Source organism: Bullifex sp. (genome assembly GCF_034103065.1).
Classification (GTDB): Bacteria; Spirochaetota; Spirochaetia; order Sphaerochaetales; family Sphaerochaetaceae; genus Bullifex.
In genome coordinates this window covers 1-12,258 of record NZ_JAXEGN010000253.1, presented here as the reverse complement: position 1 = coordinate 12,258, position 12,258 = coordinate 1, and the positions used below count along the sequence as shown (strand labels likewise).

Annotated in this window: 13 protein-coding genes; all 13 read right to left on the bottom strand. The window is 37.7% G+C overall.

Annotation, left to right across the window (positions count from 1 at the left end):
• A partial coding sequence (locus SOY52_RS09725; protein WP_320848760.1) for an ATP-binding cassette domain-containing protein occupies positions 1-413 on the bottom strand: 413 nt, incomplete at its 3' end.
• 98 nt (positions 414-511) lie between these two features.
• On the bottom strand, positions 512-1,570 hold the full coding sequence (locus SOY52_RS09720) for a BMP family ABC transporter substrate-binding protein (RefSeq protein WP_320848759.1): 1,059 nt from the start codon (positions 1,568-1,570) through the stop codon (positions 512-514).
• A 247-nt stretch (positions 1,571-1,817) separates the two neighbouring features.
• Positions 1,818-2,897 carry a sn-glycerol-3-phosphate ABC transporter ATP-binding protein UgpC gene (locus SOY52_RS09715; RefSeq protein ID WP_320848758.1) on the bottom strand — a complete coding sequence of 360 codons (1,080 nt, stop codon included), beginning with the start codon at positions 2,895-2,897 and terminating at the stop codon, positions 1,818-1,820.
• 1 nt (position 2,898) lies between these two features.
• Positions 2,899-3,507 (bottom strand): hypothetical protein, encoded by a 609-nt coding sequence (locus SOY52_RS09710; protein ID WP_320848757.1) that lies wholly within the window; start codon positions 3,505-3,507, stop codon positions 2,899-2,901.
• Between the two features lie 8 nt (positions 3,508-3,515).
• The gene (locus tag SOY52_RS09705) at positions 3,516-4,073 is read right to left on the bottom strand and encodes a hypothetical protein (RefSeq protein ID WP_320848756.1); all 558 of its coding nucleotides are present in this window, start codon (positions 4,071-4,073) and stop codon (positions 3,516-3,518) included.
• A 2-nt stretch (positions 4,074-4,075) separates the two neighbouring features.
• Positions 4,076-5,146, bottom strand: coding sequence for a sn-glycerol-3-phosphate ABC transporter ATP-binding protein UgpC (locus SOY52_RS09700; RefSeq protein ID WP_320848755.1), 1,071 nt, complete (start codon positions 5,144-5,146; stop codon positions 4,076-4,078).
• Positions 5,146-5,643 (bottom strand): hypothetical protein, encoded by a 498-nt coding sequence (locus SOY52_RS09695; protein WP_320848754.1) that lies wholly within the window; start codon positions 5,641-5,643, stop codon positions 5,146-5,148. The genes SOY52_RS09700 and SOY52_RS09695 overlap by 1 nt, the downstream gene beginning before the upstream one ends.
• Positions 5,640-6,224 (bottom strand): hypothetical protein, encoded by a 585-nt coding sequence (locus tag SOY52_RS09690; protein WP_320848753.1) that lies wholly within the window; start codon positions 6,222-6,224, stop codon positions 5,640-5,642. Before SOY52_RS09690 ends, SOY52_RS09695 begins: the two co-directional genes overlap by 4 nt.
• 92 nt (positions 6,225-6,316) lie before the next feature.
• Positions 6,317-8,512 (bottom strand): hypothetical protein, encoded by a 2,196-nt coding sequence (locus tag SOY52_RS09685; RefSeq protein WP_320848752.1) that lies wholly within the window; start codon positions 8,510-8,512, stop codon positions 6,317-6,319.
• 32 nt (positions 8,513-8,544) lie between these two features.
• Positions 8,545-9,435, bottom strand: coding sequence for a carbohydrate ABC transporter permease (locus SOY52_RS09680; RefSeq protein WP_320848751.1), 891 nt, complete (start codon positions 9,433-9,435; stop codon positions 8,545-8,547).
• 15 nt (positions 9,436-9,450) lie between these two features.
• The gene (locus SOY52_RS09675) at positions 9,451-10,503 is read right to left on the bottom strand and encodes an ABC transporter permease (protein ID WP_320848750.1); all 1,053 of its coding nucleotides are present in this window, start codon (positions 10,501-10,503) and stop codon (positions 9,451-9,453) included.
• On the bottom strand, positions 10,500-11,078 hold the full coding sequence (locus tag SOY52_RS09670; protein WP_320848749.1) for a hypothetical protein: 579 nt from the start codon (positions 11,076-11,078) through the stop codon (positions 10,500-10,502). The genes SOY52_RS09675 and SOY52_RS09670 overlap by 4 nt, the downstream gene beginning before the upstream one ends.
• Positions 11,079-11,324: 246 nt before the next feature.
• A partial coding sequence (locus SOY52_RS09665; RefSeq protein WP_320848748.1) for an AraC family transcriptional regulator occupies positions 11,325-12,258 on the bottom strand: 934 nt, incomplete at its 5' end.

Genomic DNA, 12,258 nt, shown 5'->3' with positions numbered 1-12,258 from the left:
TCCTCAATTACCATATCTGGCTCAATAGCAAGGCCATAACGTTCAGATATCTCTTTTATCTTTTTAGATGCAGTTTTGATATCATAAACAAAGCCACCCTCTTTACCAAGGATGATATTTTCTGCAACTGTAAAATTATGTACCAGCTGGAAGTGCTGGTGTACCATTCCAATACCAAGGTCAAAAGCGTCATTTGGGCTCTTGATATTAACTTCTTTACCTCTTACTTTAATAACACCTTTATCAGCATGATAAAGACCAAAGAGGATAGACATAAGAGTAGATTTACCCGCACCATTTTCACCTAAAATAGCGTGGATTTCTCCCTCTTCAACTTGTAAAGTAATATTGTCGTTAGCAACGATACCTGGGAATTCTTTACGAATTCCAATCATTTCGATTACGTGACTCATCTCTTCTCCAAAATGAGGCGTGCTTTTTGCACGGACGTGATTCATAAAAGGCCGCCAAGACATATGAGGCGGCCTTATTACTGTTAGCTAAAAATTACTTATTTGATAAGTCCATTACCATTGTCAGCAATTGTAACCTTACCAGCCTTGATAAGTTCTACAACTCCTGCAACCTTAGCTTCAATTTCAGGTGTTAAGTTAGGGTTAGAAGCTGGGATACCTGCTCTACCTTCCTTGATACCGAGAGTAAGGAGCTGACCACCTGGATATGAACCATCAGCAAGAGACTTAACCATATCATATGCTACACCAGCTACATCCTTCATAGCAGATGTAAGGATACATGACTGGCCGTTACCCATATCACCAACTGAATACTGGTCTACGTCAACACCTACTGCCCAAACATCCTGACCAGCAAGTCTTCTGTTCTTAGCTTCGTTGATAGCACCAACACCTGTACCACCAGCTGCAGCAAAGATTACCTTTACGCCTCTAGCATACATTGCGTTAGCAAGCTGCTGACCAAGAGCGAGGTCTGCGAATGAACCAGAGTATACGAAGTTTTCTGGCTTCATTGATACTGTTGTACCGAAGTTGTCATTAGCATATTTAACACCCTGCTGGAAGCCCCAGTTGAACTTCTGTACTGCAGGAATTTCCATACCACCTACGAAACCTACATCACCAGTTTCAATCTTGAGAGCTGTTGCAAGACCTGCGAGGAAGCCTGACTCTTGCTCTTTAAATACGATAGCAACAGACTTAGGACCAATACCTGCAGAGAGAGCATCATCGATGATAACGAGGTTAAGATCTTCAACTTCACCCTGTACCTGAGCTACTGCTTCAGCAAAGAGGAATCCTGGGCAAGCAACAAATGTATAACCCTGATCATAAAGAGCATAGATAGCCTGTACATAATCAGAAGTTGTTGTTCCTGTTGGGCGGAGGTATGTATTCTCCCAACCAAGTTCTTCAGCAGCCTTCTTTACACCTTCATATGTTCCCTGGTTGAATGAGCGGTCATCAATTGTACCAGAGTCAGTAACCATACCAACTTTGAGAACCTGTTTAGCCTGAGCTTCAGCTGCACCCTGTGCAAATGCTGAGAAAGCTACAAGACAAATCATTAAAATAGCAAAAGCCTTCTTCATTGTTATTCTCCTATGAATATTTATGTATTATCTATAATATTCTAAAGAGTCACAACTGTAAAGTTATATTAACTTAAGGTTTTGTGTATATTTTTTCTTGATATGTAAATATTTATATTAAACACAACAAATAGCAACACAATAAAAGATATAAAAATTGATATAAAACATATGACAAAAAAATAAAATGGCCTATTTCAACTAATCTTAGCAAAAAGGCCATTTTAAACAAAATTTTAAGGAAAAACTATTTTATTACTTTTTCAGTTTCGCCATCAAAGAGATATACACTCTCGAGTGGAATAGTGAATGAAATCTTGCTATCCATTTCAGGTGTATCATGTGGATTAACCTTAAGAATTGTCTTTTCACCTTGGATATCTACATAAACGTTAGTATTATCACCAAGGAGCTCAGTTAACTCTACAGTACAATCAATTTGATAACCTTCGCCCTTTCCTAGCTCGATTGCTTCAGGTCTGAAACCAAAGATAATCTTCTTTCCTTCATACTGCTTAAGGTTTTGACTGCTGAGTTTCTTTGATAAATCGATAACATTCTTACCGATGTTAATCTTACCGCCCTTTAGTATTGCAGAAACGAAGTTCATTGGAGGCTCGCCAATAAATCCAGCAACGAATACGTTAACAGGGTTAAAGTATAAATCATAAGGAGTTCCAACCTGCTGGATATAACCTTCCTTCATAACTACGATTCTATCAGCCATTGTCATAGCTTCTGTCTGGTCGTGAGTTACATAGATAGTAGTTGCACCAGTCTTTCTGTGGATTTCAGAAATCTCACTTCTCATTGTTACTCTCTGCTTAGCATCGAGGTTAGAAAGAGGTTCGTCCATAAGGAAGATACCTACCTTTCTAATAATTGCACGACCTACGGCAACTCTCTGTCTCTGACCACCAGAAAGAGCTTTAGGAAGTCTATCAAGATAGTCTGTTAATCCTAAAATCTTAGCAACATTTTGAACCTTCTGCTCAATAACATCTTCATCGATACCTTCAAGTGTTAAGCCAAATGCAAGGTTATCATAAACTGTCATCTGAGGATAAAGAGCATAGCTCTGGAATACCATTGCGATTCCACGATCTTTAGGTCCCTTTTCGTTTGCACGTTTACCATCGATAAGGAATTCTCCCTTACTGATATCCTCAAGTCCTGCAATCATTCTGAGAGTTGTGGATTTACCACATCCAGAAGAACCTACAAAGACTATGAATTCACCTTTTTCAATCTCAAGGTTAAAGTCATGTACGGCATGGAAGCCATTTGGATAAATCTTATTTATGTCTTTAAGAACAAGGTATGGCATATCAGTCTCCTTTTTCTACTTTACTTCTAGCATCAGCAATGATTTTAGCTGCAAAGTGCTTGATCCAAAGAAAAAAGAGATCAAAAAGCAGATAAATCAAAGCAAATGTAACTGGTTCGATTCCAAACAGAACACCCTCTGTTTGGCCGGTGACAGCACTTAAAGTACCATTCACACCTTCATAGGTCATCATGACACAGAACATTACAACAAATGAATAAAGTACATTAAAAATAAGACTAACATATCTCTTTTTAGGTACCATCATCCATCTATCATTTGATCCTGGAGGATCTGCAACCCACCTTAAGGCATTGTTTTCTAGAATATCTTTAACAAAGCCCATACCTATCGCAGTTACAAAGAAGAGGTCAAGAGTCGACGCAATATACATTCCAAGACCCCAAATAAAGAAATAACAAACTGCACCACTAAACCAAAGCTTAATTAATAATGCTTTAGATTTTCCACTTATTTGAATCTTTGACTTAGTTCTATATTTCTTTAATTCCTCTTCACTATAATGCGGAGTATTTTCGGGAGTAGCATCTACAAGATCATCTACTGCTTTAGTATTGATCTTGTAAATATTATCCTCATGTTTTGCCATTAGCTAAATCACTCCTCACTTGAAATATCGATAGCTTCCATCTTATCGTAACCATCGATATTAACATTGGTATTAACCTTCTTAAGGAGAATCTTAAATACAGGACCAAGTGCCATTAGAACAAGTGATACAAATAGAAGAATCATATGTGTGAATAACATATCATATGCTTCTAAGATGTATAAAGTTGAATCTGTTACAGCAATTGGATTTGGAGAAAGCGCAACTGCATAGTAAATTAGATCTCTGTATCTATAATCACAAAATAGAATAATACCAACCATTACCAAGAAAATAATAAGCATTGGCTTATTAACTTTCTTTCTTCTTGGGAAAGAGTTTGAATAACAGAGTAAGCTAAGAATAGATAAAAGCATTGTAACAAAGCCACAAAGTCCCATTCCTGAACCCTGAATTTTAGCTGTTGTATTTGAAATACATGTTAAATTCAAAGAATAGTAAATAAATGTAATTGCAAATGCAATCAGACCAATCTTCTGAGGATTACGCTTGATACCTACTACCTTCTTTCTGAGCCATTCTTTAATACCTTTTCTTGAGCCCATAATCAAACCTCCCCTCTGATAGCGTTAGTTGTTTCTTTATCAAAGAAGTGCATTCTATCGAATGATACTTTAACATTATCACCATTCTTATAATCACACCAGCCACGAAGTTTACCAACAATCTTTGAGCCACCTTCAATGTTTCCATGAACAAGAGTATTCATACCAAGGTTTTCATTTGTTGTTACTTTAATACCAACATCATTACCAAGTACAACATTTTCAGGTCTAACACCAAGAACAATTGTCTTACCTTCGTAATTCTTTAATGTTCTCTTTTGCTTATCATCAAGAGGAATAGCAAAGCCTTTTCCTTCGAGTCTACCATTCTTAACATCTACATCGAAGAAGTTCATTGGAGGAAGACCAATAAAACCTGCAACAAAGAGATTAGCTGGTGTATCGTAAAGCTCAAGAGGTGTACCAATCTGCTGAACATGTCCCATAGACATACATACGATTCTATCAGCAAGAGTTAATGCCTCAGTTTGGTCGTGTGTAACATAGAGCATTGTTGCCTTAAGTCTCTTATGAAGGAGAAGAATTTCTCTTCTTGTAGAACCTCTTAACTTAGCATCAAGGTTAGAAAGTGGTTCATCAAATAAGAATACCTTAGGAGTTCTTACAATACTTCTTCCCATTGCAACTCTCTGTCTCTGACCACCAGAAAGCTGGCTAGGTTTTTTGTTAAGCTGAGTTGTAAGATTAAGAATTTCAGCAGCTGCTAGAACCTTTTTATGAATAACGTTTGGATCTTCCTTTCTCATTGTTAAAGAAAATGCCATGTTTTCATAAACAGTCATGTGACCATATAGAGCATAGTTCTGGAATACCATTGCCATATCTCTATCTTTAGCAGGTGACTGTGTAATGTCCTTACCATCAAGAAGAAGATGACCGTTAGAGATATCTTCAAGACCAGCAACCATTCTTAATGTAGTAGATTTACCACATCCTGATGGTCCTACAAGTACGATCAGTTCACCATCTTTAACATCCAAATTGAAGTCAAAAACAGCCTGAACGTTATTATCATATATCTTATCGATATGCTGTAAGCTCAAAGTAGCCATTAGTCCCTCCTGACCTCTTCACCGAGAGTTGCGATATAAGCATTTAATATGCGGCTCTTCTGGATGCCAACAACTGCAGCAACTAAGCAGGCAATACCTGAAATCGCAAGGAAGATAGCACAGCGAACAAACTGTGCAGTACCCATTACGACAACATCTACATTAGCAATAGTTACTACAGAATGACTAGCTTTCCATGGAATGTAGAAGATTCTTACGAACTGCATAATGCCAAGTGCTATAAGGATATAGCAGAATTTTTCACCATATGATTTTACACCCTCAGAAGAGAGGAATGCTGCAAGCATAAATGCAAGGTTATAAATGATTGATGCACCAATCACAAGTGTATAATAGTAGGTGCTGACATCTGACTTATAAATACTTACAAAGTAAAATACGTCAAATAAAATTGCAACAAGAGCAAGATTGGAAGAAAACTTGTTCTTTGTAAAGCGCATGCGGTCAGTCTTAATTTGTTTATCCTGATCTGTCATACAGCACCTCCCTTAGCGATGAGCTCACGCTCTGCTTTCATTAGGTTAATCTTCCAAATACAATTGTAGATTAAAAGACCTACTTCAACTAGGCAGAGAGCAAAAACACCATAGTGGATATCGAACCAGAATGTAGATTCTGTATATTTCTGTTTAAACATCTGAGCATGCATCTTCAAAGCTTCAAAATCTACAGCAAGCCACTGACCTCTGAATTCCTGAATCTGGAAGTGTGCCCAAATAACGATAACAAGAGTTGCAACAACAAAAAGGCCTGTTGCAATATAGTTACCTATGTAATACTTTCTGCGGTTATTCGTCTGTGTGACAAAGAGAAGGCATGCCAGCAGGAGCATAACGATAGATGAAGACAGGAATGCCTTGTTAAATCCCTGCATATTATAGTATACGATGGAGCCAGGCACTGTTGTATATGTAAGATCTGATGGATCCATCATTGTCGAATAAAGACAGTCATAAAGGTCCGTCATGATTCCAAGTGAATAAAGGAAAACAACGAAACCGGTAGCCAGTGCAAGGTAGCAGATCAACTTTTGAAATAACATCTGCTTTTTGTACATAACCCCCTCCTCCTTATTTTTTTATTTTTTTAATTCCCCATGCGAAAGGTGGGGCCTTTCGCATAGGATAGATAGATTTTTATTTTCTTAGCTTAGAGCTGAGAATAGAACTTGAGAAGACGATTCCATGCACCCTGCTTGATAAAGAGGTACTGAGAACCACCCCATTCGTTAGTAACTTTGTTAACAGTTGTAGCAGCTGAAGAACATCCTTCAAGTGTATAACCCTTAGCAATCTGATCAACGAGGATATTTACTTTACCCTTCTGCTGGTTGAACTGATTCTGGAGCTCTGTGTACTGGTTAACTGTATCTGTCTCAACTGAAGTTGTTGGGAGAGTTGTAGGAACTGATGCATACCAAAGGTTAGATGTAACAGCAAGCTCTGGGTGCTTAATAGTACCAAGACCAATAGCTGTAGAAATGTGACCAGCACCTTCCTTACCTACTTCGTGTGTGCACTGATATTCGAATGCCTGGCTCTTTGCGAATGAGAGAGTTGATCCAAGGTACATTCTTGCGAAGTTAGTATAGTTACCACTTGTGAGCTTCCATAAGAGTTCCTGTGTAACATCTGCGATAACTGGCATCTGCTGACCGTTGAATGAGAATGTTACATAGCTACCATCTGCATTAGTCTTAATGAATTCCTTAGGACCATAGCTCATGAGAATCATACCTTCTGGGCTATATGCATAGTCGATAAGAGCAAGAGCTGCATTGAGCTTGTTAGTATCGTTACCAACACCAGCCTTACTAATTGCCCAACCATCAGTCTTTACAGATCTCCAAGACTCTGTGAATCTCATGTAAACACCATCTGCATTTGAACCATCATACCAGCGTGCTACAGGAACCATTACAGCCATGTACTTCTCGCCATCCTGAAGCTTTGTTTCATTCATGATAGTCTGAGTCTGGTTGTAGTCGTAGCTCATGAAGCCAAGGTCATTTTCAAGCATCTTAGCTGATGTTTCAGCTGAAGAATCCATGAATGACTGAGAAATGAGACCTTCCTGAGCCATCTGGTTCATCTTTTCCATTGCCTTATATGTAGCTTCCATCTGGCGTGCATCATAGAGCTTACCATCTGAACCGAAGTAGAGGTAATCCTGTCTTGATTCAAGACCGCGAACACCAAAGAGTGTACCAGCAAATCTGAAGAGGTCTACTCTTCTCTGGTTGTTAGCATCTTCACGTGAGAAGAGACCCTGAACTACATCTGTACCATTAAGAGTCTGAGCATTAGCAACAACACATCTTAAAAGAGCAACGAGTTCATCAACATCCCATGCTGCATCCTGACCAACAAAGAGATTAGATCTTGTTGTGCCATAGTAGCCATTGTATGCTTCATCGATATAAGTTCTGAGCATGTTAACAGCATCAACACCACTAACACTACCCTTTGCAAGAGCTGCATTCATCTTTGCTACGATGTTACCAGCTTTGTCATAGTCTTTTGTAAGAGCAAATACGCCACTACCATCAGCCTTAACTGTATCAACTGTAACCTTACCACTTTCTGGCATGTAAGGAGTATAAGCGGCAGCCTTTAAAGTACCTGACTTAGCAGCTGTGAAAGCACCTTCACCATCGAGAAGTTTTACAACCCAGTCAGTTCTCATAAGAGGCATTCTTTCAATATCGTTTACACCATCAAAGTAAGGTGAGAAGTAAATAGCACCTGTTGATGTGTTACCTGTGATAGAAAGTCTTACAATTGGGTTTGCATCTAAGTAAGCTTTAAAGTTAGGCATTTGGTCGAGATATTTAGCGATATCAACGAAAGCACCCTTATCACCATATTCTACGAGAGAAGTTGCGTTACCTGATACCATATCAACATCACCAAGCTTTTCTGCCCAATACTTGAGCTCGTTAGTTGCTGAGTTACCCTGATATTTATCTTCGAACTTGATTCCAAGTACGTTCTGTACTTCAACCCAAGTTGGCTTTAAATCGCCTGCGCGATAAATCTTTCCAGCAAGTTCGATACCGTCTTTAGCTGTGTCTGCATCAAAAGTTAAACCTGTTTTCTTGCTGTTGTAACCAGTAGCCATTCTGAGTACTGTACCTTCAGCATATTCAAGTTTCTTTACTTCCTGTACAGGAGCTGCAACAGTTTCTGCCTTAGTAACTGTCTGAGCAGGAGCTGCTGTTTGAGTAGTTGTCTGAGCAGGAGCTGCTGTCTGCTGAACAGCAATAGTCTTTTTACTACCACCACATGCGATGAGTGTACAAAGCATTAAGGAGATAACTAAGACTTTAACGATAGTTTTTTTCATTAAATTGCCTCCAATATTAATTAACAAATCTATTATTCCTTTACACCACCAACGTTTGTACCCTTAGCAAAATACTTCTGGATAAACGGATAGATAACAAGGATAGGAACGATTGAACATACGATCAATGCGTAAATTACTGAGTCAGATGCATAAGCTTGGTTCCATCCACTCATTACTTCAGGGTCTGTATACTCTTCAAGTGTAAGTCTGATGAATACCATGAGAGGATGCTCGTTGGAGTTGGAAATCATCTGGCGAGCCCAGAAGTATCCATTCCATCTTGAGATACCGAAGAAGAGAGCTACTGTAGCAATAGTAGATTTACTCATCGGAATATAAACCTTAGAAAGAACCTGGAATTCTGTTGCACCATCAACAATTGCAGCTTCTTCAATTTCTGATGGAACACCTTCAAAAGCGTTTCTCAAAAGAATTACGTTCATCGCAGCCATACCCATGGCGATGATTACGAGCCACTTATCATCCATGATACCAACAGCATTAAATACATCCTTTGTATTTAAGTAGTTAAGATACTGAGGAACGATACCTGCACTAAACCACATTGTGAATACAAGGAAGAAGTTAAAGGTCTTTCTGAATAGAAGTCTCTTTTTAGAAAGAGCATATGCACCAAGAATAGAATATCCTAAAGCCCAAACAGTACCATAGAAAGTAATAAAAAGAGTATTAGAATAAGCATTCCAGAACATATTGTTTGTAAACATTTGTCCAAATGCTTCAAACTGAATATCCTTTGGGAAGAGAACAACTTCTGAATACTCTACTGCTCTTCTACCACTTATTGATGATGCGATTGCATATAAGAAAGGATATAAACATCCAATTGCAAACATAGTAAGTAGTGTATAGCTGATAATCTTGAAGATGAGTTCGGTTGTTTCAAGTTTTCTTTTCATTTTACCTTCTCCCCATTAATAAAGTGATACGTCTGATGCTTTTCTTGCTATTGTATTTGCACCAATAACGAGGAGCATACCGATTACGTTGTTCATCATTTCAGCTGCAGTAGCGATACCCTTAGCAGCACCCTCAAGACCATATCTCTGAGCAAATGTTGATACTACATCAGCAGTTACATATGTATTTGGGTTATAGAGGAGGAGAACCTTTTCATAACCGATAGAAAGCAATGAACCAATCTTTGTGATAAGCATGATTACGATTGTTGATAAAATACATGGTAATACTACGTATCTCATCTGACTCATCTTTCCTGCACCGTCAATTTGAGCTGCTTCATAGCTTGTTGGGCTAATAGCAATAATTGCAGCAAAGTATACGATAGAACCATAACCAGCTTCTTCCCAAATACCTGAAAGTTGGTAAATACCTCTGAAGAATCTTGGATCATTTAAAAGACCACTATTTGCAAGTTCATGAGAAATTAAACCAAGATTTTCTAAAAGCTGTGAAACAATACCATAGCTAGAAGTAAGAGAACCCTGCTTAACAAGCATTGTTACAAGAGAAGTCATTACTACAGTAGACATAAACTTTGGAAGATATGTGAGTACTTGGAAAACACTTCTTGCAATGTTTGACTTAACTTCGTTAAAGAATAAAGCAAGTATGATTGGAACAGGGAAACCAAAGCAAAGGCCATAGAAAGAAAGAAGGAATGTATTCCTTAATGCTCTCCAGAACTCTGCAGAAAGAGCGTCTCCACCTGCTATAAGACGTTTAAAGTATGAAAAACCTGAGAATAGCTGCTCTGAAACAGGAAGAACCTGGTCATAAACCTTAAAACAGCCAAGGAGCTCATACATTGGGAAATATCTCCAAAGAAGGAATACAACCAACATTGGAACTAGCATAACATATAGTCTCCAGTCCTTTACGATGGTTCTTCCGACGTGAAGCCAATAGTGCTTCTCGACGTCATCCCTTACTCTTTGCTCGGGATTTTCTCTGTAGGTCTTGGTCTTGGCATCATACATTAAATAGTCCGATGCATCTACCTTCATTCTCTACCCCCTTTATCTTTTTCTTCGTTGTTAACACGTACCAAATACGAAATTTGATCCTCAAATACTCCATCTAGCTTCCTAGCAATCCAGACGATAATTACAGCAAACAATGTAGAAATGATATCAGTAGCGATAAAGCTTACTATCATATCAAAACCATTTCCAAAGAGTGCTGAGACGACTCCTCGTCCAATCTGCATAGATAAAGCAGATACTAATCCAAAGACTATAGAAGCTAATACGCTTTCTCTAATCTTTTCCTTTCCAATAAGCTTTTCCATAAGAAAAAGCACTACGGAAAACATATTTCCAAGGCAGTAAATTAAGTATTGCTGATTATTTGCACCACTTGCAAAACAAATTGCGATGCCCCCAATAACGCTATAAAAAACACCATAAATGCCCCACCTCATATACACTATTGCAGTTAGTGCAGGCACTATAGAAAGCGTCCAAAGCTGGTTTGAAAACCAAACAAATCCAGCCTTTACAACAATGAACTCAAAAACAAAAAGGAGAATACTCCAAAACATCAAATCGATAGACTGATATTTCCTAATACTGGAATTCACTCCTTTTGCACCCCCTTAATACAATTTTAAATTCGCTTTTGAGGCAACGCAACAAAAAAACAAATAATTGCATCACCAAAAACAAAAATATTTGAAAAGCATAGCCAAATAGCCTTTCTCAACCAGTAGATTCAGTATCTTATGGTTTTTTCAAACTTTGCAAACTTCTTATTGCACAATTCAGATATGATAACGGTTTTATACATAAAAAAAGAAGGGCAGATAGGAACCTATCCACCCAAAATATTAAGTTCTATTTCTAATTTGACCTGGTGAAACTGATTTAATTTTCTTAAATACTCTACAAAAGTATGCTTGATCTTGGAAACCTGTAGCATTTGCAACCTCATTTATTGTTGCTCCCGTTTGGGTAAGCATCTCAGTTGCAAGCTGAACTCTATATCTATTTAAATAATCCCAAGGAGAAAGCCCCATATCCTTTTTAAATATTCTAGTTAAGTAATCTTCACTAATATTCACATATTCAGCGAGTTGCCATCTAGAGATTTGACAAGTTGCTTTCTTATTCAAGAAACCAATTGCTTTCTTTACTAAAGCACCTGTTAAAGGAGGCAATATTACATTTCCACCAAAGATTCCAATTAACCTTGAAATAAATTCATCTGAATCGCATAAACAGGAATTACAAATTATTAAGTTAGGAAGCTGTGCAATTTTATCAATTTCACCATCTACAAAGTGATCTTTAACCATCAAGACAGGTACTTTTGCAAATCTCTTTTCCTTTCTAATTTGTATAACAAGTTCAAATGATTCAGAACAAAGAATAATCATGGCAGGAGTAGATGAGTAGTTTAATAGCTCATCACCATCTTTAACATTCAAAAAACTTCCAAAAGAAGAAAGCTTAGAAAGTCCATTAGGAAGATTTCCTAAAATAAGAATAGTTCCATCAATACTGTCATGTGTTCCAGTTTTTAAAGTTGACCATAAATCAAGAGATGAAGGTTCAACATTAAAACACAAGAATGGCATATTTTTACTTCGTTGATGGTTTTTAAGAAGATTAAGTACGATACTTTCTTTATCCCTATTATCACTATAGTTCCAAGCTATCCTTGTAACATTATCTGGGAGTTCAAATTCATCTGCTAGCTCACTTTCTGTAACAAATAAAACTTGAGGCATAGTCCTAACAATTTCAGGTACAACACTACAT

What these genes read in the sequence shown, in the direction of transcription:
- SOY52_RS09705 (WP_320848756.1), bottom strand. Translation starts at nt 4,073, where the DNA reads ATGGGCTCAAGAAAAGGTATTAAAGAATGGCTCAGAAAGAAGGTAGTA.
- SOY52_RS09685 (WP_320848752.1), bottom strand. Translation starts at nt 8,512, where the DNA reads ATGAAAAAAACTATCGTTAAAGTCTTAGTTATCTCCTTAATGCTTTGT.
- SOY52_RS09720 (WP_320848759.1), bottom strand. Translation starts at nt 1,570, where the DNA reads ATGAAGAAGGCTTTTGCTATTTTAATGATTTGTCTTGTAGCTTTCTCA.
- SOY52_RS09695 (WP_320848754.1), bottom strand. Translation starts at nt 5,643, where the DNA reads ATGACAGATCAGGATAAACAAATTAAGACTGACCGCATGCGCTTTACA.
- SOY52_RS09690 (WP_320848753.1), bottom strand. Translation starts at nt 6,224, where the DNA reads ATGTACAAAAAGCAGATGTTATTTCAAAAGTTGATCTGCTACCTTGCA.
- SOY52_RS09710 (WP_320848757.1), bottom strand. Translation starts at nt 3,507, where the DNA reads ATGGCAAAACATGAGGATAATATTTACAAGATCAATACTAAAGCAGTA.
- SOY52_RS09675 (WP_320848750.1), bottom strand. Translation starts at nt 10,503, where the DNA reads ATGAAGGTAGATGCATCGGACTATTTAATGTATGATGCCAAGACCAAG.
- SOY52_RS09715 (WP_320848758.1), bottom strand. Translation starts at nt 2,897, where the DNA reads ATGCCATACCTTGTTCTTAAAGACATAAATAAGATTTATCCAAATGGC.
- SOY52_RS09680 (WP_320848751.1), bottom strand. Translation starts at nt 9,435, where the DNA reads ATGAAAAGAAAACTTGAAACAACCGAACTCATCTTCAAGATTATCAGC.
- SOY52_RS09700 (WP_320848755.1), bottom strand. Translation starts at nt 5,146, where the DNA reads ATGGCTACTTTGAGCTTACAGCATATCGATAAGATATATGATAATAAC.